We start from the raw sequence: 25,213 nt of genomic DNA, 5'->3' as shown, positions 1-25,213 counted from the left end.
GTACTAACGGTGCGTCACTCGGAGGCCGGAGCGGCGTCCTCGACGCCGTCCTCGCCCTCGACGACCGGGATCAGCGAGAGCTTGCCGCGGGGGTCGATCTCGGCGATCTCGACCTGGACCTTGGCACCGACGGCCAGCACGTCCTCGACGTTCTCCACGCGCTTGCCACCGGCGAGCTTGCGGATCTGCGAGATGTGCAGCAGGCCGTCCTTGCCCGGCATCAACGAGACGAACGCGCCGAACGTCGTGGTCTTAACCACGGTGCCCAGGTAGCGCTCGCCGACCTCCGGCATGGTCGGGTTGGCGATCTGGTTGATCGTCGTACGGGCAGCCTCCGCCGAGGGACCGTCGACCGCACCGATGTAGATGGTGCCGTCGTCCTCGATGGTGATGTCCGCGCCGGTGTCCTCCTGGATCTGGTTGATCATCTTGCCCTTCGGGCCGATGACCTCACCGATCTTGTCCACCGGGATCTTGATGGTGATGATGCGCGGTGCGTTCGGCGACATCTCGTCCGGCGTGTCGATCGCCTCGTTCATCACATCGAGGATGTGGAGGCGAGCGTCCTTGGCCTGCTTGAGGGCGGCGGCCAGGACCGAGGCCGGGATGCCGTTCAGCTTGGTGTCGAGCTGCAGCGCGGTGATGAAGTTGCGGGTACCGGCGACCTTGAAGTCCATGTCACCGAACGCGTCCTCGGCACCGAGGATGTCGGTCAGCGTGACGTAGTGCGTCTCGCCGTCGATCTCCTGCGAGATCAGGCCCATCGCGATGCCGGCGACGGCGGCCTTGAGCGGCACACCGGCGTTCAGCAGCGACATGGTCGAGGCGCAGACCGAGCCCATCGAGGTGGAGCCGTTGGAGCTCAGCGCCTCGGAGACCTGACGGATCGCGTAGGGGAACTCCTCGCGGGTCGGCAGCACGGGCAGGATCGCCCGCTCGGCCAGCGCGCCGTGACCGATCTCGCGGCGCTTCGGCGAACCGACGCGGCCGGTCTCGCCGACCGAGTACGGCGGGAAGTTGTAGTTGTGCATGTAGCGGCGACGCGTCTCCGGGGAGAGCGTGTCGAGCTGCTGCTCCATCCGGAGCATGTTCAGGGTGGTGACGCCCAGGATCTGGGTCTCGCCACGCTCGAACAGCGCCGAGCCGTGCACCCGCGGGATCGCCTCGACCTCGGCGGCCAGCGTACGGATGTCCGTGACGCCACGGCCGTCGATGCGCACCTTGTCGGTGATGACGCGCTCGCGGACGATCTTCTTGGTCAGCGCGTTGTACGCGGCGCTGATCTCCTTCTCGCGGCCCTCGAACTTCGGGAGCAGCTTGTCGGCCGCGACGGCCTTGATGCGGTCGATCTCGTTGTTGCGCTCGACCTTGCCCGGGATGGTGAGGGCCTTGGCCAGGTCGCTCTTGACGGCGTCCGACAGGGCGGCCAGCACGTCGTCCTGGTAGTCCAGGAAGACCGGGAACTCGGCGGTGGGCTTGGCGGCCTGGGCGGCCAGCTTCGCCTGCGCGGCGCACAGCACCTTGATGAACGGCTTGGCGGCCTCGAGACCGGCGGCCACGACCTCCTCGGTCGGGGCCTCGGCGCCGTCGGCGACCAGCTTGATCGTCTTGGTGGTGGCCTCGGCCTCCACCATCATGATCGCGACGTCACCGTCGGGCAGCGCCCGGCCGGCCACGACCATGTCGAAGACGGCGTCCTCGAGCTCGGTGTGGGTCGGGAAGGCCACCCACTGACCCTTGATCAGCGCGACGCGGACGCCGCCGATCGGGCCGGAGAACGGCAGGCCGGCCAGCTGGGTGGACGCCGAGGCGGCGTTGATGGCCACCACGTCGTACAGGTGGTCGGGGTTGAGCGCCATGATCGTGCAGACGACCTGGATCTCGTTGCGCAGGCCCTTGACGAAGGACGGGCGCAGCGGGCGGTCGATCAGACGGCAGGTGAGGATGGCGTCCTCGGACGGCCGGCCCTCACGACGGAAGAACGAGCCGGGGATCCGGCCCGCGGCGTACATCCGCTCCTCGACGTCGACCGTCAGCGGGAAGAAGTCGAAGTGCTCCTTCGGCGCCTTGGAGGCGCTGGTGGCCGACAGCACCATGGTGTCGTCGTCCAGGTAGGCCACGGCCGAACCGGCGGCCTGACGGGCCAGCCGGCCGGTCTCGAAACGGATGGTACGGGTACCGAAGCTGCCGTTGTCGATGACGGCCTCGGCGTAGAACACGTTCTCTTCCACCTGGAAGATCTCCTCTTTCGTACGGTTCCCGAGGAGCGCCCCTGCGCTTGCCTTCCGGCGGGCCCTGGGCAGTTCGGGCCGGTCTTCGATCGAAGCCTCCGGGCTGTCCCGCTCACGGGGGACTCCCGACGGCCACTACCGAGGACCGGCGCCTCTCGGCTGCCTGGTCGGCGGTCGCGTGTGGACGCTCCTTGGGACGCGGGCGGCTTCCGTTTGAAGCCTTCGGCCCGCTCGGTGATGTCTCTGCTACCACGGTTCGGCCGACTCGCGGTCGGCGTCATGACCGGGCATGCCCCTCACCTTACAAATTCACACCCTACTCAGCCTGCTATTACCACGCGTGTGGTGCGGCGGACCGAACGGTGCATGCAGCGAGGGGCGGCTCCCCGGTGACGGGGAGCCGCCCCATGACGCGGCGGTGTTAGCGGGCGCCACCGGCGGCACCGCGGCGGATGCCCAGGCGCTCGACGAGCGTACGGAAACGCTCGATGTCCATGGCGGCCAAGTACTTCAGCAGCCGGCGACGCTGGCCGACCAGGATCAGCAGGCCACGACGCGAGTGGTGGTCGTGCTTGTGGAACTTGAGGTGCTCGGTCAGGTCCGAGATCCGGCGGGAGAGCATGGCGACCTGGACCTCGGGGGAGCCGGTGTCGCCCTCCTTCTGGCCGAACTCGGCGATGATCTGCTTCTTGACGTCAGCGGCGAGAGCCACGGCATCTCCTTCAAGGCTTCCGAGTGACCCTGGTAGACGGCACAGGGATCTGACTGAACTCGGACTGCCCAAGAGTACCAGCGCCCGCCGTCCCCCCGATCCGGGGGGGTGACGGCGGGCGCGGTGGCGGGTCTCAGCTGGTGGCGCCGCGGACCAGGCCGTAGATGTCGAGCACGCCCAGCGCCAGCGGGACGAGGGCGATCAGCATCAGGCTGTCCACCATGTCCAGGATGCGGCCCCAGAACGGGGACACCCCGGACTTCGGGACGACCAGCGCGATGCCGGTCAGGATCGCCGCACCGGCCGCGATCGAGGCGGCCAGCCAGACCGTGCGCAGGTCCACCGCGGTGTCGCTGGCGGCGGTCAGGATGAACTGCGGGGTGTGCAGCGAGAGGCCGATCACCAGCAGCGCCAGGCCGGCCAGGCCGGCGATGGTGAGCGCGAAGACCTGACCGGTGTAGCGGAACAGCCGGGCCCGCAGCATGGTGGTCATGCCGACCGCGAGGGCGAGCAGCTCGGCCCAGCCCCGGTTGCTGAAGCCGAGCACGGCGCAGGCGCCGACCAGCACCGCGGCGCAGCCGCCGACCAGGCCGACCAGCACCTCGTGACCGCGCCGGGCCTGGTGGGCGATCCGCTCGTACTGGACGGTCTCCGCGCGGCCGGCCTCCTCGGCGTAGCCGGCGCCCCGGGTGCGGGTCTGGCCGGGGGCGTTGAAGCCGACCGGGAGGCGGGCGAAGCGGGCCGAGAGGGCCGGCAGGAAGCCGATCGCGGCGACCGCGGCCACGGCGGTGACGGCGGCGATGTTGGTGGCCGAGGTGTCGGACAGCAGCACGGCGGCGAAGGTGGCCAGGGTGCCCGCGACAGCCAGGAAGGAGGAGGCCACGAAGACCGAGTCCTTCTCCGGCAGCATGCCGACCAGCAGCACCGAGACCACCAGCATGGCGACGCAGCCGACCAGCAGCTGGATCCGGCCGGGGCCGTCACCCGTGGTGGAGACCGCGATGATGCCGGACCCGGCGATCAGCGCGTGCGGCAGAGAGCCGAGGCCGAGCGCGAGCGCCGCGTCGTGGTCCTGGTAGACCCGGGCCCGGACGCCCGCGAAGGTGACCAGCACGACCGCGATCACGCCGGACAGGATGCCGGGCAGGCCGTGCATGTCGTGCCGGAGGTCGGCGAACCAGAGCGCGAAGCCGAGCAGCCCGAGCAGCACCCCCGCGCCGATCAGGCCGAACGAGCGCATCAGCTCCGGGCCCCAGAACCGGCGGTCGGCGGCGACCGCGCTGGCGATCGCGTCGGCCACGTCGTCGTAGACGGCCGGGGGCAGCGACTCGGCGAACGGACGCAGGCTCAGCAGGTCGCCGTCCCGGATCTGCTGGGCGGCCAGCGGCAGTCCGCTGTCCAGCACGGTGCCGTCCCGGCGGACCAGGTGGAAGCCGGTCGGCGCGCCGTCCACCTGGGTCTGGCCGGAGAGGCGCAGCACCTCGGGGTAGATGTCCGCCAGCGGCACATCCTCCGGCAGTGCGACGTCGATCCGGCTGTCCGGTGCCACGACGGTGACCCGGCAGAATCCGGTCGTAGCGTTTGAGCTCACCGGCACTTCCCCCTGTTGCTGTGTCCGTTGGTCAGCTTGACGCCCCTGGCGGACCGAACGCTGCCCGTGTCGTTCAATGCGGGCGATCCGACCAAGAGTTGGCGCGGCGACACCCTACCGCCAGATGGGGTACGGAGCGCTACCGGGTCCTGGACGGACCGTCAAGCCGTGACCTGCCCGTTCCGGGGCCGCCGGTGTGCGAACAGTGAAGGTGATATGGCGTCAACGCGGCCGGTCACGGCCGGGCTTGACCGGTATGACCCGTTCCTGCCGATCCGCCGCCCGTTCGAACGGTAACGGTCGGGATGCGGACGCCCCCGTGCTCGAACCGAACAGGGCCGACCAGTAGGATCGGCCCCTGCGCGAGGCGTACGGGGGCGAGACGCGCGACCCGTGAGTGCCTGCGATCGGCGGAGCGGGGGCGGCGTCATCACACGGGGCGCCCTCATCCCGTACGTATCCCAGTTGCGTGAGGGTTGATGCCAGTGAGTGTGATTACGGTCAAGCGACCGGCCCGGGCGTATCCACCGCCGGTGCCGGACGAACCGGTGGAGCTGGTGCCTCCGCCCGAGCTGCCGAGGTCGGGTGGCGAGGACTGGATGATGTCCATGCTGCCGCTGCTCGGCATGGGCGGGTCGGCGGCCTTCTTCTTCTCCCCCGGTGCCCAGGGGCCGATGAAGATGATGGGCGTCCTGATGGTCGCCTCCACCGCCGGCATGGCGGTGGCCCAGATCATCAAGGCCCGCAAGGGCGGTAGTGCGGGGACCGCGGACGAGCGCCGCGACTACCTCAAGTACCTCCAGCAGATGCGCCGTCAGGTCCGCCGGACCGCGGACCGGCAGCGGGGTGCGCAGCTCTTCCTGCACCCGGAGCCGGACCAGCTCTGGTCGATCGTCACCGAGGGCCGTCGGCTCTGGGAGCGGCGGCCCAGCGATCCGGACTTCGCGCAGATCAGACTGGGGCGCGGGCCGCAGCAGCTCAGCACGCCGTTGAAGGCGCCCGAGACGGCGCCGCTGGACGAGCTGGAGCCGCTCTCGGCGGCCGCCATGAAGGACTTCCTGACCGCCCACGGCACCTTGCACGACCTGCCGTTGGCGATCTCGCTGCGCGCCTTCTACCACATCACGGTCTGCGGGGACCCGGACACCGTCTACGGCAACGTCCGGGCGATGCTGGCCCAGTTGACCACCCTGCACTCGCCCGACGACCTGGTGGTCGGCGTGGCCGCCGCACCGGGTGCGATCGACGAGTGGGAGTGGGCGAAGTGGCTGCCGCACACCCAGCACCGCAAGGAGAGCGACGGGGCCGGTTCGCGCCGGCTGATCGCCGCCGGTCTGGGCGAGCTGGAGGTGCTGCTCGCGGACGAGCTGGCCGGGCGCAAGGGCTTCGCCCGGGACGCCGTGGCCTCGCCGGACCAGCCGCACCTGGTGATCGTGATGGACGGCGCCGCGGTGCCGCACGACTCGCTGCTGGCCGGTGCGGAGGGCGTCGAGGGCGTCACCATCATCGAGGTGGTCCCCGGTGACCTGGACGAGCCCAGCGGCCACCTGGTGATCACGCTGGCCAAGGACGAGCTGCTGCTGGAGTCCGCCTCCGGTGCCTCGTACTCCGGCAAGCCGGACAGCCTGTCCTCCTGGCAGTCCGAGGCACTGGCCCGGCAGTTGGCCCCGTTCCGGGTCTCCGCGGGCGGCGACGACGGCGACCCCTCGCTGGTCTCGATGGACTTCACCGAGATGATGGACACCGGTGATCCGGGCGCCTTCGACCCGGCCCGGATGTGGCGTCCGCGCCCGATGCGGGAGAAGCTCCGGGTCCCGCTCGGGGTGGGCACCAACGGCGAGTACGTCTGGCTGGACATCAAGGAAGCCTCGCTGGAGGGCATGGGCCCGCACGGCATGTGCGTCGGCGCGACCGGTTCCGGCAAGTCCGAGGTGCTCCGCACCCTGGTGCTGGCGCTGGCCGTGACGCACTCCTCCGAGGTGCTCAACTTCGTGCTCGCCGACTTCAAGGGTGGCGCGACCTTCGCGGGCATGTCCGAGATGCCGCACACCGCCGCGGTGATCACCAACCTCGAGGGCGAACTCACCCTGGTCGACCGCATGCGCGACTCGATCGAGGGCGAGATGAACCGCCGTCAGGAGCTGCTGCGGACGGCGGGCAACTACGCGAACATCAACGAGTACGAGCGGGCCCGGGCCGCCGGCGCCGCGCTCGACCCGCTGCCCTCGCTGGTCATGATCATCGACGAGTTCTCCGAACTCCTCAGCGCCAAGCCCGACTTCATCGACCTGTTCATCCAGATCGGCCGGATCGGCCGTTCGCTGGGTATGCACATGCTGCTCGCCTCCCAGCGACTGGAGGAGGGCAAGCTGCGCGGTCTGGACACCTTCCTGTCCTACCGGCTCGGTCTGCGCACCTTCTCGGCCGCCGAGTCGCGGGCCGCGATCGGTGTGCCGGACGCCTACCACCTACCGCCCGTCCCCGGTGTCGGCTACCTCAAGTTCGGCTCCGACGTGATGGAGCGGTTCCGGGCGGCGTACGTCTCCGGCGCCTACCGTCCGCCGGGCGCGGTCCGGGTCACCGGTGGCCGAGCCGCCAGTGCGCTGCCGGTGCTGTTCACCGCCGCCGAGGTCGCGGTGGTCGAGCAGGTCGAGGAGGAGGTCTTCGAGCAGGTCGAGGAGATCGACGACTCGCTGCTGGACACCATGCTGGACGTCTTCGTGTCCCGCATGATCGGCCAGGGCCCGCCGGCCCACCAGGTCTGGCTGCCCCCGCTGGAGGCCCCGCCGACCGTCGACCAGCTCGTCCCGCCGCTCCAGGCGACGCCGGAACGCGGCCTCACCTCACCGGAGTTCGGCGCGCTCGGCCGGCTGGTGGTGCCGGTCGGCATCGTCGACAAGCCGCGCGACCAGCGCCGCGACGTGCTCTACCAGGACTACTCCGGCGCGGCCGGTCACGGTCTGATCATCGGTGGCCCGCGCTCCGGCAAGTCCACGATGATCCGGACCATGGTGGCCGGTTTCTCGGTCACCCACACCCCGGTCGAGACCCAGTTCTACCTGCTCGACTTCGGTGGCGGCGGTTTCCAGGGCCTGCAGGGCCTGCCGCACGTCGGCGGGGTGGCCGGACGACTGGACGTGGAGAAGGTCCGACGGACCATCAGCGAGGTGCACGGCGTGCTCAACCGCCGTGAGGAGCTGTTCCGGGCGACCGGGATCGACACCATCGCCACGTACCGGACCAAGCGGGCCAACGGCCAGCTCCCGGACGAGCAGTTCGGCGACGTCTTCCTGATCATCGACGGCTGGCTCACCTTCAAGCAGGAGTTCGAGTCCCTCGAACCGGTCATCGCCGACATCGGCCAGCGCGGTCTCGGCTACGGGGTGCACATCATCCTGACCGCGGCCCGCTACGCCGAGGTCCGTCCGGCGCTCAAGGACCTGCTGCAGAACCGCACCGAACTGCGGCTCGGTGACGCGATGGAGTCCGAGATCGACCGCAAGGTCGCGCAGAACGTGCCGACCGGGCAGCCGGGTCGCGGTCTCACCGCGGACAAGCTGCACTTCCTCTCCGGTCTGCCCCGACTGGACGGCTCCTCGGAGACCACCGACCTGGTGGACGGTGTCTCCGACCTGGTGGAGCAGGTCTCCGCGGCCTGGACCGGGCCCCGGGCCCCGCAGGTCCGGATGCTGCCCCAGGTGCTGGACGGCAACTCGCTGCCGAAGGGCTTCGAGCGGCCCGAGCTGGGCATCGCGTTCGGTGTCGACGAGGTCGAACTCGCCCCGGTGTTCCTCAACTTCGAGACCGACCCGCTCTTCGTGGTGTTCGGTGAGAGCGAGTCCGGCAAGTCCGCGGTGCTGCGGATGCTGATCAAGCAGATCACCGAGCGGTACACCCCGGACCAGGCCGGCATCGTGGTCGGCGACTTCCGCCGCTCGCTGCTCGGCGTGGTGCCGCCGGAGTACCTGGTGGAGTACGCGGCGGCGGCCCCCGCCATGACGGCGATCGTGGAGATGCTCCGCGGCGCCTGCGGACGGCGCCTGCCGGGTCCGGACGTCACCCCGGAGCAGCTGCGCAATCGCAGTTGGTACACCGGCAAGGACATGTTCGTGATCGTGGACGACTACGAGCTGGTCGCCACCTCCTCGGGCAACCCGATGGCCCCGCTGGCCGAGTTCCTGCCGTTCGCCCGCGACATCGGCCTGCGCATCATCATCGCGCGCAACGCCGGTGGTGCCGGACGCTCGCTGTTCGAGCCGATCATGCAGCGGATGAAGGAGCTCGGCGGTCAGGGTCTGATCCTGTCCGGCGACAAGAACGAGGGCGCCCTGCTGGGCACCGTCAAGCCGCAGCCGCTGCCCCCGGGCCGCGGCCAGCTGGTGACCCGCCGTCAGGCGGCCGGCCAGACCGTCCAGACGGGCTGGCTCCCGGCGCCGTAACGGGCCGGTGCGCAACGGGCCGTGGCCCCCTCCTCCGGGAGGGGGCCACGGCCTTCTCCGCTCCGCTTCCGCGCACACGCGGAAGGCCCCCGCAGCGACGCTGCGGGGGCCTTCCGGGGGTACTAGTCCTCGACCCGGCGCCTGCGGTCGCGCAGCACCACCGCGCCGCCGGCCAGGCCGCCGACCAGCAGGCCGCCGACGCCGAGCGTGTAGGTGGCGGTGCGGGCGTCCCGGTCCTGCTGGGTCTCGGCCAGACCGAGCGGCTGGGCCTCCAGCTTGGCCGTCCCGGCCAGGTTCAGCGGCGCGTCCTCGACCGGCTCCAGGCCGGTGGACGGCGGGGCGTCACTGGTGACCGCCTTCACCGGGTCGACCACGCCCCAGCCGATGAAGCGGTTGTTCTTGCGCTCCACCCGCTGCGCGGTCTGCATGATCCGGATCCGGATCTGCCGCGCCGTCCAGAGCGGGTACTTCTGCTTGAGCAGCGCGGCCACACCGGCCACGTAGGGGGCCGAGAAGCTGGTGCCGTTGTCCACGCAGTGGCCGCCGCCGGGCACGGTGGAGAGCATCTCCACACCGGGCGCCACCACGTCGACGAACTCCCCGTACTGGGAGAACGTGGCCCGCTCGTTGTTCCGGTCCGAGGCGCCGACCGCCAGCACGGTCTCGATCGCGGCCGGGTAGGTGTCGGCCTCCAGGCCGTCGTTGCCCGAGGAGGCGACCACCACGACGTTGCGGTTCTCGGCCTCCTTGAGGGCGGCCTCCAGCTCGGCCCGGCCGGGGAAGTTGCCGCCGGCCTCGGTGGCCCGGACGTCCTGCGAGATGTTGATGACCCCGACCCCTCGGGCCACCGCGTCCTTGATGGCCTTCACCAGGCTGAACACGTCACCGTTGCCCTGGCTGTCGTTCTGCCGGTAGGTCACGATGGTCGCGTCGGGCGCCAGCCCGGAGAAGCCGATGCCGGCCACCTTCCGGGCCGCGATGATGCCGGCCACCTTGGTGCCGTGGCCGACCTGGTCGTTCACCGAGGTGCCGGGCACCGGCTGGTTGTTGGACTTGTCGACCAGCGAGGACGGGGTGTCCACGACCTTGCCGCGCAGCTGCGGGTTGGCCACGTCCACGCCGGTGTCGATCACCGCGACGTTCACCCCGGTGCCGGTGATCGGGACCGGGGTCTTGTCCTTGTCTTTGTCCTTGTCGGGGGCGGCCGGGGCCCAGAGCTGCTCCAGCACCACCTTCTGCAACGACCAGGGCATGCTGGGCACGTTGTTGGAGGGGAACTGGCACTCCGCCGAGGCGGAGATCCCGAGCGGCGGATACACCACGCCGGTCGAGGGCGAGGGGGACGGCGCGGCCAGCGCGGGCCCGGCGGTCAGCCCGCCGATCACCCCCAGCGCGACGGACACGGCGGCGACCCTGCGGTACGTACCGAACGACACCTGACTTCCCCTCATGCTCCCACCCTGCGCCGCGCCCCCGTGGAACGGCCTTGCCGGACGGTCGAGTCGACCCGCCCGCGATACACACCTGGGGCGGGCGTCCGGTCGGACGCCCGCCCCTCGGTCGTACTGTCCGACGCCGTCAGGGACGGCGGTCGGGTCAGCTCCAGACAGCCGTGTTACGGCTCTCGGTCGCCTGGTAGCTCTGCGCCGCGTTGTCCAGCGAGGTGGCGATCTGGGTCAGCGCCGCCTGCAGGTCGGCCGCGCTCGAGTCCCAGACCTGCTGCCGGGCCTGGTAACCCTCGCGGGCCGTGCCCTCCCAGCTGTTGGCGATCCGGGCGACGCCGGCCTTCAGCTCGTCCAGCTGGGTCTGGATGCGCTGGGCACCCTGACGGACCTCGGAGCTGGCGTTCTGGATGGTGGAAAAATTAACCTTAATGTGGTCGCCCATGGTGTCCCCTGTTCCGATGGAGTCGAATCGGCCCTATGCCGGACCGAGGTTGATGTCTGAACGCGAGCCGGCGGCTCAGAAGGACGAGGCCTGCTCCTGCTCGGTCTGCGCGTAGAGCTTCGTCGTGGCCTCGATGGCCTGACGGATCTCGTCGAGGACCTGGTTCAGCTTGGTGGCGTCCTCGTTGAAGCGGGTCTGCAGCTGCTGGTACGCGGCGGCCGCCTGGCCCTCCCAGCCTGCCTTGATCTCGTCAACGAGCGAGTTGAGACGCTGAATCTCGCCCTGGACGGATGCGTTCACCTCACCGATACGGTTCGCGAAAGCGTTCATTTCATCAGCGGTAGTCGTGAACTGACCAGACATGATCCACCGTCCCCCATGAGACAGACTTCCCCACGGACCGTCCTGGCACGGACGGCCGTCGAACACCACGGTGTGGTGCACTTCAGAACTCTAGCCGCCGACCGCAAGTCACCCAACACCGGGAGCCAGGTAGTTACCAAGCCATGACACTGGGGTGCGGTCGGCCAACTGACTTACCGTCAGGCGAGTTGGGGCTGAAGTGCATCGTTCTTGCTGAGTACCGGACCGGCCGGGACCAGCTTGGCCCAAAGCAGCGGGACGGGCACCGGCGTCACCTTGTCGAAGCCCAGCCTGGCCTGGTTCTCGTTGGCCTGCTGCTCCTGGCCGGCCGGCTGCTGCTCCGCCGCCGGCTCCTTCGGCGCCGCCGAAGCACCGGCCTTGCCACCGTCGTTGTTGGTCGGCACGGGGTAGCGCAGACCGGTCTCGGTGATCAGGTAGTTCCGGCCGGAGCTGGCCGGGTCGTTCGAGTCCATGGCCCGGAACAGCAGGCCGTGGCCGGGCGAGACCCGGGCGCTGGAGGCGCCGGCGTCGACCGGGGCCGGGTACTCGGCGCCGGCCCAGACCGACCGCTTGATCTTGGTGCCGTCCATGCCCTCGAAGGTGCTGCACAGCCGGTTCCGGCCCTCGTGGTTGACGGCCTTTCCGGTCGGCATCTCGTCGGGGATGTCCGCCGCGTCGTTCAGCGGCTCCACCACGCTGCTGAGCGCCGCGTACTCACCGGCCGACAGCTGGTAGAGCTTCGCCGGGGCGCCGCCGTAGGCCGCCTTCGGCAAGTCCGGGTTGCTGAGCGCCAGTTTGGCCTGGAACGGCGAGACCGAGTACAGCTTGTCGACCCCGACCATGAAGTAGCTCTTGTCGTAGTTGAGCAGCCGGCCGACCTTGCGCTCCTCCGGCTTGGCGAGCTGGTCCAGCTTGGACGACACCGGCTTGTCCTTGACGAAGCCCGGCGGCGTCTGGAACCCGATCGGCTCCCCGGTCGCCAGGGTCTGCAGCCAGTCCTCGGTCACCCGCTGCGGCTTGTTCGCCATGTCGCTGCCGTACAGGCTGCCCGCGATCAGGGCCTTCTCGTTCGGCTGGGAGGTCGCGTTGCCGATCAGGTGCCGGGTGCCGGTCCGGTCCACCATGAACGTGCTCTGCAGACCCGCCGTGTCGAGCGGGGCCTGCACGTACATCGACTCACCGGCGCCGAGCATCAGCTTGGGGTCGGCCAGCCGGGTGGCGTCCTTGCCGGCGGCCACGAAGACGGCCTGGTTCGGCGGCGCCTTCTCCTCCGCGCCCGGGCTGTTGCAGACCGACCACTTCTTGTCGGTCTGGCCCGCCACCTCCGCCTTCGGCAGCTTGTCGGGGGCGTACGGGATGCCGATGGTGGCGCCGTGGTTCGGGTAGGCGTCCAGCACCTTGTCCTCGACGATCACCACCTTGGCGTTGGCCGGCAGCACCAGGCGGGCCGAGGACATGTTGAGCACCTGGTGCAGCACCTTGGCGCCCTTGTCACCCGGCAGGATCACGTACCGGGTGGTCGACTGCTTGCCCTGGATGATGTTGCCGCCGCCGTCCCAACCCTTGGGTGCGGCAGGCTTGATGACACCCCACATGGCGAAGCCCGCCACGATCACGACCCCGATCACCACGCTCGGCAGCACGGCCTTCACCGGCCGGGGCGCGTCCTCGTCGTTCCCGCCGCCGGAAGGCAGCAGGAAGGCACCGACCGTGCGCTTTCGCGCCGCCGTGTACGCGTTCAGCTCGTCTCGGCGTGAAGCCATGCTCGTCGTCTCCCCTGTTCGACAACTGTGGGTGCGTCAGCCCCACCGGCTCGTACCCGAGTCCGGGTGTGCAGGCCGTGCGTGAGTCTGCCACCCGCCGGGTGCACGTCGTGGTCCACCCTCTACGATGCGGCAGCAACGGTGAGTACGGTACGGGTACGGTTTGCCGACCGGTCAACCGGGCCGTGATATCTGATCAGAGAGGGCCACTCGGGGGATGCCAAGCCAGACTGCTCCAGGGCGACGCAGCACATCGCAAGGCGGGGGCGGACGCGGCCGCCGGGCGCAGCCCGCGCCGACCCGCCCCACCGCACCGGTGCCGATCAAGGTGCACCCGCGGCCCGGCCTGCTCGGCACCCGCCTGCGGCTCCAGCAGATCGTGCTGCTCGAGGTCGCGGTGGCCCTGGTGGTGGTCGGCTGGACCATCAACAAGGCGATGGCGGGCGTGTTCGCGGTACCGGCCGTCCTGCTGGTGGTGCTCGCCCTGGTACCGCTGAACGGCCGGACGCTGTCCGAGGGCCTGCAGGTCCGCGCCGCGCTGAACGCCCGTCGTCGGCAGGCCCAGCTCAACGTGCCGCCGCCGGGCACCGACCCGGCCCTGGCGCCCGCGCTCGAACTCGAGCCGGCGCTGCGCACCTGCACCCACGCCACCGAGGCCGACCTCGGCGGCGGCCGCCCGGTCCGCCGGGAGACCGGCATGGTCGGTGACGGCACCTTCCTCACCTCGATCCTGCTGGTGCAGGCGAAGGACCAGCCGCTGCGGCCGCACCGGAACGCGCTGCCGCTGCCGCTCGACGTGATCTGCTCGGCCCTCCAGGTGGACGACATCGCCCTGGAGTCGGTCCAGTTGGTGCAGCACACCCAGCCCGCTCCGGCCCCGCACCTGCCGGACCAGTCGCTGGCCACCCGGGCCTACCACCAGCTCCCGGACGGCCTGGCCACCCCCGGTCTGCGGCTCACCTGGGTCGCGCTCAAGCTCAGCCCCGAGCTGACCAGCAGCGCGGTCGAGGCCCGCGGCGGCGGCGAGGAGGGCGCCCGCAAAGCGCTCCAGCGGGTCACCGACCAGCTGGCCGGACGGCTCAACAGCGCCGGCTTCACCGCGACCGTGCTGGACGAGCGCGAGCTGATCGCGGCGCTGGCCATCTCGGTCTGTGCCAACCCGATCGCGGTGGCGGGCCGTCAGGGCACCGGCGGCGGTGGCGGCAACGGCCGCCGGACCCAGGAGAGCCGGAAGTTCTGGCGGATCGACGACCGCTGGCACGCCACCTTCTGGATCTCCAAGTGGCCCCAGCTCAGCCGCCCCGGTGGCGCCCCGGGCCGGATCGCCGCGCCCGACCTGGTCAACCTGGTCACCAGCACGCCCGCGCTGGCCAGCACCTTCAGCCTGACCGCGAGCCGCGGCACCGGCGACTCGGTGGCGATCAGCGGGCACGTCCGGGTCACCGGCCGCAGCGAGAGCGAGATCGCCCAGGTCGGGCGCCTGGTGGAGTCCCGCGCGCAGGCCTCGGGGATCGGCCTGACCCGGCTCGACCTGGAGCAGGCGCCCGGCCTGCTCGCCACGCTGCCCCTGGGAGGGACTTCCTGATGGCCTATCAGACCTACCCGAACCAGGCACCGGCCGAGCCCGCCGCCCGGGCCACCCGGCCGCGCCCCGGCTACGGCCTGCGCGGCCCGCGCCGGGAGCGGCACGTGCTCGCCACCGAGGACCTCGGCGCGCTGGCCTTCCCGGTCGGCGACGACGGCGTGGTGATCGGCGTCGACCCCCAGCAGCAGCCCGCCGTGCTCGGCCTGTTCCGGCCCACCTCGTACGAGCTGGCGCTGGTCGGCGGTCTGTGGACCGCGCAGGTGATCGCCCTGCGGGCGGCCGCCACCGGTGCCCGGATCGCGGTCGAGACCGGCCGTCCGCAGGCCTGGTCGCTGCTGGCGCAGGCGGCCGGCGGCGGTCAGCCGTGCGTGACGGTGCACCAGGTCGGCCGGCTCGGCGCCCAGGGCGCCTCGGTGGCCTCCCCGGTGCTGGTGGTCCGCGACCTCGGTGCCCGGCCGCCGCGCAGCCGGCTCTCCGCCTCGCCCTGGCAGACCACCCTCACCCTGCTCCCCTACCTCGGCCCGAACGCGGCCCGGGTGCTGAACGCGGCCGACCTGGTCGGCATCCAGCGGGTCTCCCCGCAGGAGGCCGAACTGCTGGCCCGGCTGCTCTCGCTCGGTGACCAGGAGGTCGCGGCACTGCCCACCCTCGGCGACAACATCACCCTGTGGGCGACCCGGATGCGCCGTCAGTTCGTGATGACCAACCCCGGCGAGGCCGAGGGTCAGGTGCTCGGCGGCCCGCGCCGGATGGACTGAGCGATTCGATCCCGGAGGGGTCCGCATACTGGGTGATCCGGTGTGCGGGCCTCTCCTTTCGTCCACGATGGTGTGAGTTCCGGCACCGCCTGTGAGCGGCCGGGAATCACGACCTAGTCTTGTGCCGACGGCACCGCGAACAGCGGCGGCGAACACGAGGGAGCCCAAGTGAGCAGCGATCGGGACGGCGTCTACGTCGGCGACAACGCGGCGGAGGACGACGACGACTGGTCGGACGTTCCTGACTACTCCCCGCCGTCCTGGTACACCCAGAGCGACACGCCCGCCGCTCCTCCCGCACCGGCCCCCGCGCCCGCCCCGACCCCGCCCGCGCCCGCTCCGGTCGCCCCGGTGCCGCCGACGCCCGTACCGGTGGCCGAGGCGCCCGCCCCGGTGCCGGTGACCCCGCCGCCCGCGCCCGCCCCGACCCCCGCGTCGTCGGCGACCGAGACCGCGGTGCTGCCCCCGGTCACCGACGGTCCCGAAGCCGGGCCCGCGCCGGTCGAGTTGCAGTCGGCTCCCGCGCCCGGCCCGGCGCCGGTGGTCCCGCCCGTACCGGCACCGCCGGTGGCCGAGGCGCCGCCGGCCCCCGCCCCGCAGCCGTACCCGCCCGCCGTCCCGCAGCCGCAGCCGCAACACCCCCAGCAGCAGCCGTACCCGCCGCAGCAGCCCTACCCTCAGCAGGGCCAGCCGCCGGTGGACCCGCGGCAGGGCGGCTGGCCGCAGCCCCAGCAGCAGCCGTACCCCCAGCAGCAGATGCCGCCGCAGCAGCAGTACCCGCAGCAGGCCGTGCCGCAGGCGCCGGTGGCCTTCCAGGGCCAGGGCGGGCAGCAGCAGATGTCGCACGGGGCGGCGCTCGGCTACACCGCCGCCGTCGAGCTCTCCTCGGACCGGCTGCTGCGCGGGCAGCCGAAGCAGCAGAAAGAGTCCCGGTTCAAGTTCGGCGGCAAGGCGGCCGAGGCCGAGCGGGCCCGCCGCCTCGAGATCATCCGGACGCCGGTGCTGAGCTGCTACCGGATCGCGGTGATCAGCCTCAAGGGCGGCGTCGGCAAGACCACGACCACCACCTCGCTCGGTGCCACGCTGGCCACCGAGCGGCAGGACAAGGTGATCGCGATCGACGCCAACCCCGACGCGGGCACGCTCGGCCGCCGGGTGAAGCGGCAGACCGGCGCGACCATCCGCGACCTGGTGACGGCCATCCCGCACCTGCGCAGCTACATGGACGTCCGTCAGTTCACCTCGCAGGACCTGCACTCGGGCCTGGAGATCCTGGCCAACGACGTCGACCCGGCCGTCTCGACCACCTTCAACGACTCGGACTACCGCTCGGTGATCCAGGTGCTCGGGCAGCACTACCCGATCATCCTGACCGACTCCGGCACCGGTCTGCTGTACAGCGCGATGCGCGGGGTGCTCGACCTGGCCGACCAGCTGATCATCGTCTCCACCCCGAGCGTGGACGGCGCCAGCTCGGCCTCCACCACGCTGGACTGGCTCTCCGCGCACGGCTACGCCGACCTGGTGCAGCGCTCCATCACGGTGGTCTCCGGGGTCCGCGAGACCAGCAAGATGATCAGGGTCGAGGACATCGTGGCGCACTTCCAGACCCGCTGCCGCGGCGTCGTGGTGGTGCCGTTCGACGAGAGCCTGGCGGCCGGCGCCGAGGTCAACCTGGCGATGATGCGGCCCAAGGTCCGGGAGGCGTACTTCGAGCTCGCCACCATGGTCGGCGACGACATCATGCGGGCCCAGCACGCGGCCGGCGGCTGGGGCCAGCCCCAGCCGGGCGGCTACCCCGGCCAGCCGCCGCAGCAGGGCTACCCGGGCTACCCCCAGCAGGGCGGCTACCCGCCGCAGCAGCCGGGGTACCCGCAGCAGCACCCGCAGCAGGGCGGCTATCCCCAGCAGGGTGCCCCGTGGGCCCCGCAGCCCGGGTACGGCCAGCAGCCGCCGCCCCCGCCCGGCGCCCAGCCGCTCCCGCAGGAGTGGTCCCAGCAAGGCCAGCAGCAGGGCCAGCAGCCCGGCTACGGCTACCCGCCACCGCCCGCGCAGCCCGACGGCCCGCAGCCGCCGCCGCAGGGGTACGGCTACCCGCCGCCGCCCCCGCAACAGCAGTGACAGCGGAGGAGGGGCGCGGACATCCGCGCCCCTCCTCCGTCTCTCCGGCCCGGCCGGCTCAGGCGGGTGACGACTCGTCGGTCAGCTCCCTGGCCCGCTTGACGTCGTCGGCCATCCGGTCCAGCAGCGCGTCGATCGAGTCGAACTTCTCCATCCCGCGCAGGTACGCGAGGAAGTCGACCGCCACGTGCAGGCCGTACAGGTCGAGGCCGACCCGGTCGATGGCGTACGCCTCGACCGTCCGGCTGGTGCCGTCGAAGGTCGGGTTGGTGCCCACCGAGATCGCCGCGGGCATCCGCTCACCGGCCGCCGTCAGCCACCCCGCGTAGACCCCGTCGGCCGGGATCGCACTGTGCGGGACGGTGTCCACGTTGGCGGTGGGGAAGCCCAACTCCCGTCCGCGCTGCGCTCCCCGGACCACCAGGCCCTCGACCCGGTGCGGCCGGCCGAGCACCTCGGCGGCCGCGCTCAGGTCGCCCTCGGCGACCAGCCGCCGCACCAGCGTGGAGGAGAACGGCACGCCCGCCGAACCGCGCACCTGGAGGTCGAGCACCTCCACCTCGAAGTCGTCCGCCCGGCCCAGCTCGGCCAGCAACCCGACGTTCCCGGCGGCCCGGTGGCCGAACCGGAAGTTCGGGCCCTCGATCACCAGCCGGGCGTGCAACGCGTCCACCAGGACCTGCTGGACGAAGAACTCCGGCGACTCCTTCGAGAACTCCGCGGTGAACGGCAGCACCAGCACCGCGTCCACCCCCAGCGCCTCGATCAGCTCCGCCCGGCGCGGCTGCGGTGCCAGCAGCGCCGGATGGCTGCCGGGCCGGACCACCTCGCTCGGGTGCGGGTCGAAGGTGACCACGACGGCCTTCGCCGCCAGCTCACGGGCCCGCTTCACCGCCCGGCTGATGATCAGTTGGTGGCCGCGGTGCACACCGTCGAACGATCCGATGGTGACGACGCTGCGCCCCCAGTCCCCGGGGATCTCCTCCAGGCCACGCCAGCGCTGCACCCTGACCGCTCCTCGTTCCGAACCGGCGTACGTCGTCCGCACGCTCTCGCTTCCTACCGAACCCCTATAGCGTGCCATGCGCCCGAAGCTGTGTCGGCACCAGCGTCACCCAACTCGGCCCGCCGGACGCGCCGGACGGACCACCGCGCCCCGCTCGGCCTCCGCCGCCGCGTACTGCGGATCGCGGCCGCCCGCCACCAACAGCCGCATCCGGGCCAGCAGCGGGCCGCCGCGCGGGCCCGGTTCGCCGGCCGGCCAGTGCGTCAGCAGCCGGGCGAACCCGGCCGAGCGGCCCGCGCCGCGGACCAGCGCGGCGTCCACCTCGGGCCCGCCCGCCGCCGCGATAAGCCGGATCAACTGCGGTACCCCGGGCGCCTGTTCGTCCCGGCAACGGTCAGCCAGCCGCTCCACCACCGGCACCAGCACGGCCGGGTCGTGCTCCACCGCGAGCAGTGTCTCCAGCAGCCGGGCCGGCCACTCCTGGCCGGTCAGCAGCACCGCGAGCACCCGGCGCAGCACCGGCGGCCGGGCGACCGCCTCGGCCAGCAGCAGGTCGAGCCCGGCCTCCGACCGGCCGGCCAGCAGGGCGGTCAGGTACTCGGCCACCTGGCCGGACCGCTCGGGCCGCTGCCGCAGCAGCTCGGCGGCCAGGTCGAGACCCGGCCCGAGCAGCTCAGGACCGTCCTGCCCGGCCAGCACCCGGAGCGCCTCGGCCACCGCCCCGCCCGGCGCGGCCAGCCGCTGCCGGAACGCCGCCAGCACCGGCTCCGGGTCGCTGACCAGCGCCGGGGCCAGCGCCTCGGCGGTGAGGAACGGGTCGTCCCGGTGGTAGGCGGCGAGCGCGGCGGGGAGTTGCTGCCGCCGGGTCGCCGGATCGCGGATCAGCAGGGCCAGCGCCGCCCCGTGCAGGGTCGGCTCCTCCTCCCGGGCCAGCAGCCTGCGCGCGGTGTGCCGCAGCAGGTCGGCGCCGGTGCCGGTGGCGTACGGGGCCGCCCGCAGCGCGTGCACGGCCGCCGCCACGTGCCACTCCGGACGGGGGTCGTGGCTCCAGCGGTCCACCGCCCGGCAGAGCGCGGACGGCTCCGCCACCGCCAGCTCGGCGAGCAGCGCGTCGGCCCGGGGGTGGGCCGCGATTGCCAGTGACTCCGTCAGGTCGTCCACCGCCGAACGGCGGTGCGCCCACAGCAGATCGTGCGCGAGATCGGCGGCGGCACTGCCCCGGGTCTCGCCGAACCACCGGCAGAGCAGCGGCAGCACGGCCCGCGGGTCGGCCCGGAGCAGCTCGGCCACCGCCGCCCTGGCCTCCTGATCGGTCGTCACCAGCGACCGCAGCAGCTCCATCCGGTCCGGCAGCGGGAGCGGCAGCCCGACCCAGAACCCGGCCCCCAGACCGCCGCCACCGCGCTCGGCGACGGCCGCCAACAGCGGCCGGTGCAGGGCGGGTTCCGGGCTGCCGGCCAGCCCGTCCAGCAGCAGCCGGCGGGCCCACCAGGCCTGCTCGGGCCCGGGCGCCGTCTCCACCCCGCGCCACAGCCGCCACAGCCACGGGTCCAGCCCCGGCGCACCGTGCCGCTCACCGACCCCGCGCAGCGCCCACGCCACCACCCCGGCCCGGTGCCTGGGCACACCACCGGCCGGCAGCGCGCCCTCGGCCGCCGTGGCGGTCCCCTCCAGCAGCAGCCGGAGCGCGGCGTCCAGATCGAGCCGGCCGCCCTGCAGCCAGTCCGCGAAGTCCTCGTGGGCGAACCGGTACCCCGGCCCGGCCGGGACGAACAGCCGCTCGGCCAACACCGCCCCGGCCCAGCCGCCCTCGGCCGGGAACAGGGCGGCGAAGCTGTCCGCGTCCAGCGCGCCGTGACCGGTGCCCAGCATCCGGCGACCCGCCTCCCGGACCCGCTCCGCCAGCGTCTCGGCGAGCCGGCGGAGCGGCTCCGGGTCCACCGGCTCGGGCGGGGTCGTGGGGGGTGTCGGCGTGCCCCGCCGGTGCGCCCCGACCCGCCGGGGGCTGCTCACCGCCGCCAGGCGCCGCGCGGCGCGGGTGCAGCAGAGCTCCAGGTACTCCGCGTACAGCCGCCCGCGCTCCGGTGTCTCCCCGAGCTCGCCCAGCTCCCCGAGCTCTCCGGCCAGGCGCAGCAACAGGGGGTGCTCCCCCGGCTCCGGCGCCCCGTACCGCCGGGCCACCCGGGCCGCCGCCTCGGCGGGCAGCGGTCCCAGGCCGTGCACCACCGCCCCGGGCACGCCCTCGCCCCAGCTCTCCGGCCGACAGGCCGTCAGCAGCCGTACCCCGGCCGCCGCGAGCCACTCCCCGGTCACCGCGAACGGCGCCTCCTCCGGGGCGTCCAGCACCGCGAGCAGCGGGCGGCCGGCCTCCGTGCAGAGCCGCAGCAGTTCCGGGAGGTCCGGCGCGGGTACCCCCAACAGGGCTGCGGCTCCGGCGAGTCGACGTTCAATGGCGGTCGCCATGGTCGGGTCGTCCGGTGCCAGGTCGGCGCCGCGCAGCCAGACCGTGGGCAGCGGTCGCGGTCCCCCGGCCCGCCGGACGGCGAGGGCGGCCAGTTCGGTACTGCGACCGCTGCCCGGCGGGCCGACCAGCACACTGACGGCGACCTGCGGCTCCTCGCCGGTCAGCCCGTCCGGCCGGTCCACCCGGTCGGCGGCCAGGTCGGCGATCCGCCCCGGCCCGGCACTCGCCGACCCGAGCTGGACCGAGCAGAGCGCCAACACCCCGCCGAAGTTCAGCGCCCGGCCGTACGCGGGCACCGCCTCGGCGTTCCGGCCGCGCAGCTCCGCCAGCGCCGGACCGGTCGGCGGCAGCGCCCGGGGGCCGTCCGGCCCGTCCGCCAGGACGCCGAGCACGGCGCCGCTCTCGGCGTCCAGCACCGGGGCGCCGGGGGTCAGCGGGGCACGCAGCTGGGGCAGGTCCAGCAGCAGGGCACCCTCGGTGTCGACGCCGCGCACACCGCCCTGGATCTGGGTCAACTCCCATATCCCAGCGGTAAGTTGGGAAACCGAGACCAGGCCGCTGCCGATCCCGTCGGCGATCGCGGGCGGGGCCAGCGGAAGGCCCCCGGCAGACTCCGTCCGCACCACCGCGAGGCCGGGGCCCGGCAGCAGCTCCACGCAGTCGGCCCCGAGCACCCGGGTCTGACCCGACGGCAGGTGCAGCACCAGCTGGTCCAGCCCCTCGACCGCCTGCCGGGCCGTCAGCACGCTGCCCTGCCGGTCGGCGACGAAGCCGAGCCCCCTGACCAGGCCGTCCGGCCCACAGATCCGCAGCAGCCCCTCGGCCATCCCGCGCCCGCCCCTCCGCAGCCCACCACCGCCCGGAGCCTGCCCGGTCGGCGGTGCACCCCACCCCTCGGGCGACACCACTCACCCCTTCGGGTGACTTCACGGGGTTCGAGCTGCGCTCCAGCCGGGCGCACCGGTGCTACGGCCCAGGGGCTCGGGGCTCTGCTGACGTGCGGCTCCGCCGGGTGGGCGAGGAGAGCTGGCGTCCGGGTCACTGCGAAAGTGCCTGACCACCCCGGAACGGATCACCTTGCACGAGGCGGGCGTCGCAGTTCCCCGAGCCCCTGGCGGTGCACCTCGTGCACCTGCGCGGCCGAGCTCAGGCTCAGCCGACGAAGACCGCGACGGGCTTGGCGTGGCCGGACTTCTCCTCGATCAGGGCGAGGAAGCGGCCCTCCGGGTCGAAGACCGCGATCGGCCCCTCGACGCCCAGCCCGGGGGCGGCGAGCTTCATGCCGTGGGCCAGCAGCCGCGCTTGTTCGGCGTCCACGTCCCACCGGGGGAAGGCTGCGGCGGCCGCCTCGGCGATCGGCAGCACCTCCAGCTTCTCCTCCAGCTGCTCCAGCGTCCGGGCCGACTCCAGCCCGTACGGGCCCACCCTGGTGCGCCGGAGGGCCGTCAGGTGCCCGCCGACGCCGAGACCGGCGCCGAGGTCGCGGGCCAGCGCCCGGATGTAGGTGCCGGAGGAGCACTCCACCGTGACGTCCAGGTCGATCACCGGGGTGCCGTCCGCCGCCACCGCCGCCCGCTGCTCGTGCACGGTGAAGGAGTGGACGGTGGTCGGCCGGGCCGCGATCTCGAAGTCCTCACCCTCGCGGACCCGGGCGTACGAGCGCTTGCCGTCGATCTTGATGGCGCTGACCTTCGACGGGACCTGCATGATCTCGCCGGTCAGCGCGGCGACCCCGGCGTCGATCGCGGACCGCTCGACGCCCGAGGCGTCCGCCGAGGAGGTGACGTCGCCCTCGCGGTCGTCGGTGACGGTGTCCTGGCCGAGCCGGATGGTGGCCTCGTAGGTCTTGGCGGTGAGCATCAGGTGCCCGAGCAGCCGGGTGGCCCGCTCGACGCCGATCACCAGCACCCCGGTCGCCATCGGGTCCAGCGTGCCCGCGTGGCCGACCTTCCTGGTCCCGGCCAGCCAGCGGAGCTTGGCCACCACGCCGTGCGAGGTGAGGCCCTCCGGCTTGTCGACAATGACCAGGCCGTCGGGGCCGGTGCCTTTACGCTTCATCGGTTCTTTTCTGTACGTCTGTACGGATGGTGGGTCAGGAGGCCGGCAGCGCGGCCCGGAACCGGGCGACGGTCGCCTCGACGCCCTCGCGGGCGCTGAAGCCGGCCGCGAACCGGTGCCCGCCACCGCCCAGGTCGGCGCAGACGGCGGCCACGTCGACCGCGCCCTTGGCCCGGCAGGAGCCGCGCAGGGTGCCGTCCGGGTCCTGCTTGAGCACCAGGGCCACCTCGGCCTCGGCCGGGCGGCGCAGCACGTCGATCAGGCCCTCGATCTCCTCGACCGTGACCCCGAACAGCGCCAGGTCCTGGTACGGCACCCAGGTCCACACCAGGCCCAGGCCACCCGCGGCGTCGGGCTCGTAGACGGCCCGGTCCAGCGCGCCGGCCAGCACCTTGAGGTAGCCGAAGGAAGAGGTGTCCCAGAGCTGACGGGAGATCAGGTCGTGCCGGATGCCGGTGGCCAGCAGCCGCCCGGCGAGCTCGTGGGTGGCGGGCGTGGTGCCCGCGTACCTGAACGAGCCGGTGTCGGTGGCCACGCCGGTGTAGAGGCAGGCGGCCAGCTCCTGGTCGAGCGGTACGCCGAGCCGCTGGAGCAGCTCGTCCACCAGGACGGCGGTGGCCGGGGCGGTGGGGTCGATCAGGCGGTGGGTGCCGAAGCCCGGGTTGGAGGCGTGGTGGTCGATGACCACCAGCGCGGGGGCGGCGAACGCCTTGGCGTGCAGCAGGCCGAGGCGGCTCTCGGCCGCCACGTCGAAGCAGAGCACCAGCTCGGGGACGTCCGGCACCTCGGCGGCCGGGACGATCAGGTCCTGGCCGGGCAGGAAGCTCAGCGACTCGGGCACGATCTGCGGGTCGTCGCCGAACGAGACCCGCACCTGGTGGCCGAGCGAACGCAGCGCCAGACCGGCCGCCAGGGCCGAGCCGAGCGCGTCGCCGTCCGGGTTGATGTGGCAGATCAGGTCGACCGTCCTGGCCCGCCCGACCAGCTCGACCACCCGCTGCCACTCGGCCGCCAGGGCTGACGCCGCGGAGCCGGCCGACGACTCGCTGCGAGGCCCGGGAAGCACCGCGAGGGCACCATCCACCGTGTCGGTGGACGATGCCCTCTGGCCGGGGTCGACCGGCTCGGCGGTCATGGTTACTCGTCCTCGTCGTCGCGCTCGGCGGCCGGCACCCGGTAGGGGTCGGCGTCCCCGGCGAAGGTGGCCCCGGCGGCGGCGGTACGGACCGCCGCGTCGGAGACCCGCGCCTTGTCGAGCAGCTCGTCGATGTTCTTCGCGTTCTCCGGCAGGGCGTCCGCGATGAAGGTCAGCGACGGGGTGAAACGCACCCCGGTCTGCTTGCCGACCTCGGAGCGGAGCACGCCCTTGGCGCTCTCCAGTGCGGCCGCGCTGGCCTCGCGCTCGGCCTCGTCACCGTAGACGGTGTAGAAGACGGTGGCCTCGCGCAGGTCCCCGGTGACCCGGGTGTCGGTGATGGTCACGTAGCCCAGCCGCGGGTCCTTGATCCGGCGTTGCAGGGTCTCGGCCACCACCACCTGAATGCGGTCGGCGAGCTTGCGCGCCCTTGCGGTGTCGGTCACGTTGCCTCCTCGTGCAGTGAGCGCGGTACCGGGTCCACGGACGCACCCGGTGCGGCCCTGGCCCCAAAATACCTGCCCGCGCCCAGCCTTGTGGGCGCTCTCGGTCCTCGTCGGTGTGACGGTGCCGACGTAGCGGCACCGCGCACACCCTCAGTCATCGTCGTCGTTGTGAAGGCGCCTCCGGGCGGAGAGCAGCATCACCTCGGGGCGGCCGGCGACGAGCCGCTCACAGCTGTCCAGGATCTCGGTGACGTACCCGGCGTCGCCGGACACCACCGCCAGGCCGATCTCGGCCCTGCGGTGCAGATCCTGGTTCCCGACTTCTGCGACGCACACGCTGTACTTGCGCGCCAGTTCGGCCACGACGGGCCGCACGATCGAACGCTTCTCCTTGAGCGAATGGACATCGCCGAGCAGCAGATCGAAAGTGAGTGTTCCCACGAACATGTGTGACAGGTCTCGCCGACCTGAAGGCCTCGAAGGAGTTGCCCGAGCGGGCGTACCAGGAGGCTAACAGCGAGACCGGGGCCGGGGGGGGGGGGGTGGGGGCCCCCGCCCCCCCCCCCGCCCCCCCGGGGGGGGCGGGGGGGGGGGCGCCCCACGGGGGGCTCGCGGACGGCGGGGCCCGAGCTTTGGGTGTACGACCCCCCGGGC

The 25,213-nt window shown here is 72.5% G+C and carries 17 protein-coding genes; 4 read left to right on the top strand and 13 right to left on the bottom strand.

Annotated features, from left to right (window positions below; translation table 11 throughout):
- Positions 1–14: 14 nt before the first annotated feature.
- From ACIRPK_RS31575 to eccD, 3 genes are all read right to left on the bottom strand, one after another.
- Positions 15–2,231, bottom strand: coding sequence for a polyribonucleotide nucleotidyltransferase (locus ACIRPK_RS31575; protein ID WP_403044863.1), 2,217 nt, complete (start codon positions 2,229–2,231; stop codon positions 15–17).
- 421 nt (positions 2,232–2,652) lie between these two features.
- Positions 2,653–2,943 (bottom strand): 30S ribosomal protein S15, encoded by a 291-nt coding sequence (gene rpsO / locus ACIRPK_RS31570; RefSeq protein WP_403044861.1) that lies wholly within the window; start codon positions 2,941–2,943, stop codon positions 2,653–2,655.
- Positions 2,944–3,076: 133 nt separating this feature from the next.
- Positions 3,077–4,534 (bottom strand): type VII secretion integral membrane protein EccD, encoded by a 1,458-nt coding sequence (gene eccD, locus ACIRPK_RS31565; protein ID WP_403044858.1) that lies wholly within the window; start codon positions 4,532–4,534, stop codon positions 3,077–3,079.
- 485 nt (positions 4,535–5,019) lie between these two features.
- Between eccD and eccCa the strand changes: the two genes are divergently transcribed.
- Positions 5,020–8,973, top strand: a complete 3,954-nt coding sequence (gene eccCa, locus ACIRPK_RS31560) for a type VII secretion protein EccCa (RefSeq protein WP_403044855.1) — start codon at positions 5,020–5,022, stop codon at positions 8,971–8,973.
- 122 nt (positions 8,974–9,095) lie between these two features.
- Here the strand turns inward: eccCa and mycP are convergent, their stop codons facing one another.
- The 4 genes from mycP to ACIRPK_RS31540 all read right to left on the bottom strand — a co-directional run bounded on the left by mycP (position 9,096) and on the right by ACIRPK_RS31540 (position 12,986).
- Positions 9,096–10,424 carry a type VII secretion-associated serine protease mycosin gene (gene mycP / locus ACIRPK_RS31555; RefSeq protein ID WP_403044852.1) on the bottom strand — a complete coding sequence of 443 codons (1,329 nt, stop codon included), beginning with the start codon at positions 10,422–10,424 and terminating at the stop codon, positions 9,096–9,098.
- Positions 10,425–10,569: 145 nt separating this feature from the next.
- The gene (locus ACIRPK_RS31550) at positions 10,570–10,860 is read right to left on the bottom strand and encodes a WXG100 family type VII secretion target (protein ID WP_403044849.1); all 291 of its coding nucleotides are present in this window, start codon (positions 10,858–10,860) and stop codon (positions 10,570–10,572) included.
- Positions 10,861–10,935: 75 nt separating this feature from the next.
- Complete coding sequence (locus ACIRPK_RS31545; protein WP_403044892.1) at positions 10,936–11,223, bottom strand: WXG100 family type VII secretion target; 288 nt, start codon at positions 11,221–11,223, stop codon at positions 10,936–10,938.
- 179 nt (positions 11,224–11,402) lie between these two features.
- Positions 11,403–12,986, bottom strand: a complete 1,584-nt coding sequence (locus tag ACIRPK_RS31540; RefSeq protein WP_403044846.1) for a type VII secretion protein EccB — start codon at positions 12,984–12,986, stop codon at positions 11,403–11,405.
- A gap of 316 nt (positions 12,987–13,302) precedes the next feature.
- Here ACIRPK_RS31540 and eccE point away from each other — a divergent pair, with 316 nt between their 5' ends.
- The 3 genes from eccE to ACIRPK_RS31525 all read left to right on the top strand — a co-directional run bounded on the left by eccE (position 13,303) and on the right by ACIRPK_RS31525 (position 17,450).
- The gene (gene eccE, locus ACIRPK_RS31535) at positions 13,303–14,571 is read left to right on the top strand and encodes a type VII secretion protein EccE (protein WP_403044843.1); all 1,269 of its coding nucleotides are present in this window, start codon (positions 13,303–13,305) and stop codon (positions 14,569–14,571) included.
- The gene (locus tag ACIRPK_RS31530; protein WP_403044840.1) at positions 14,571–15,329 is read left to right on the top strand and encodes a hypothetical protein; all 759 of its coding nucleotides are present in this window, start codon (positions 14,571–14,573) and stop codon (positions 15,327–15,329) included. Before eccE ends, ACIRPK_RS31530 begins: the two co-directional genes overlap by 1 nt.
- 168 nt (positions 15,330–15,497) lie before the next feature.
- On the top strand, positions 15,498–17,450 hold the full coding sequence (locus ACIRPK_RS31525; RefSeq protein WP_403044837.1) for a MinD/ParA family protein: 1,953 nt from the start codon (positions 15,498–15,500) through the stop codon (positions 17,448–17,450).
- A 58-nt stretch (positions 17,451–17,508) separates the two neighbouring features.
- On the opposite strand, the gene ACIRPK_RS31520 is transcribed toward ACIRPK_RS31525, so the two are convergent.
- The 6 genes from ACIRPK_RS31520 to ACIRPK_RS31495 form a co-directional block, all read right to left on the bottom strand.
- Positions 17,509–18,456, bottom strand: coding sequence for a bifunctional riboflavin kinase/FAD synthetase (locus ACIRPK_RS31520; protein ID WP_403044834.1), 948 nt, complete (start codon positions 18,454–18,456; stop codon positions 17,509–17,511).
- A gap of 105 nt (positions 18,457–18,561) precedes the next feature.
- Complete coding sequence (locus tag ACIRPK_RS31515) at positions 18,562–21,747, bottom strand: hypothetical protein (RefSeq protein WP_403044831.1); 3,186 nt, start codon at positions 21,745–21,747, stop codon at positions 18,562–18,564.
- Between the two features lie 325 nt (positions 21,748–22,072).
- Positions 22,073–22,978 carry a tRNA pseudouridine(55) synthase TruB gene (gene truB / locus ACIRPK_RS31510; RefSeq protein WP_403044828.1) on the bottom strand — a complete coding sequence of 302 codons (906 nt, stop codon included), beginning with the start codon at positions 22,976–22,978 and terminating at the stop codon, positions 22,073–22,075.
- Positions 22,979–23,012: 34 nt separating this feature from the next.
- On the bottom strand, positions 23,013–24,113 hold the full coding sequence (locus ACIRPK_RS31505; protein ID WP_403044825.1) for a bifunctional oligoribonuclease/PAP phosphatase NrnA: 1,101 nt from the start codon (positions 24,111–24,113) through the stop codon (positions 23,013–23,015).
- A 2-nt stretch (positions 24,114–24,115) separates the two neighbouring features.
- Entirely contained in the window at positions 24,116–24,559 is a 444-nt protein-coding gene (gene rbfA, locus ACIRPK_RS31500) for a 30S ribosome-binding factor RbfA (RefSeq protein WP_184913758.1), read from the bottom strand.
- A gap of 150 nt (positions 24,560–24,709) precedes the next feature.
- The gene (locus ACIRPK_RS31495; RefSeq protein ID WP_403044822.1) at positions 24,710–25,006 is read right to left on the bottom strand and encodes a DUF503 domain-containing protein; all 297 of its coding nucleotides are present in this window, start codon (positions 25,004–25,006) and stop codon (positions 24,710–24,712) included.
- Positions 25,007–25,213: the final 207 nt, after the last annotated feature.

It is taken from the genome of Kitasatospora sp. NPDC101801, from assembly GCF_044766665.1.
In the GTDB taxonomy this organism is placed as follows: Bacteria; Actinomycetota; Actinomycetes; order Streptomycetales; family Streptomycetaceae; genus Kitasatospora.
Note: the sequence above shows the minus strand (reverse complement) of the source record. Positions and strands in the feature narration are given on the sequence as shown.

Excerpts from the sequence above, each read along its gene's own strand:
- mycP (WP_403044852.1), bottom strand. The coding sequence starts at position 10,424 with ATGAGGGGAAGTCAGGTGTCGTTCGGTACGTACCGCAGGGTCGCCGCC.
- ACIRPK_RS31550 (WP_403044849.1), bottom strand. The coding sequence starts at position 10,860 with ATGGGCGACCACATTAAGGTTAATTTTTCCACCATCCAGAACGCCAGC.
- ACIRPK_RS31545 (WP_403044892.1), bottom strand. The coding sequence starts at position 11,223 with ATGTCTGGTCAGTTCACGACTACCGCTGATGAAATGAACGCTTTCGCG.
- ACIRPK_RS31540 (WP_403044846.1), bottom strand. The coding sequence starts at position 12,986 with ATGGCTTCACGCCGAGACGAGCTGAACGCGTACACGGCGGCGCGAAAG.
- ACIRPK_RS31530 (WP_403044840.1), top strand. The coding sequence starts at position 14,571 with ATGGCCTATCAGACCTACCCGAACCAGGCACCGGCCGAGCCCGCCGCC.
- ACIRPK_RS31515 (WP_403044831.1), bottom strand. The coding sequence starts at position 21,747 with ATGGCCGAGGGGCTGCTGCGGATCTGTGGGCCGGACGGCCTGGTCAGG.
- truB (WP_403044828.1), bottom strand. The coding sequence starts at position 22,978 with ATGAAGCGTAAAGGCACCGGCCCCGACGGCCTGGTCATTGTCGACAAG.
- ACIRPK_RS31505 (WP_403044825.1), bottom strand. The coding sequence starts at position 24,113 with ATGACCGCCGAGCCGGTCGACCCCGGCCAGAGGGCATCGTCCACCGAC.
- ACIRPK_RS31495 (WP_403044822.1), bottom strand. The coding sequence starts at position 25,006 with ATGTTCGTGGGAACACTCACTTTCGATCTGCTGCTCGGCGATGTCCAT.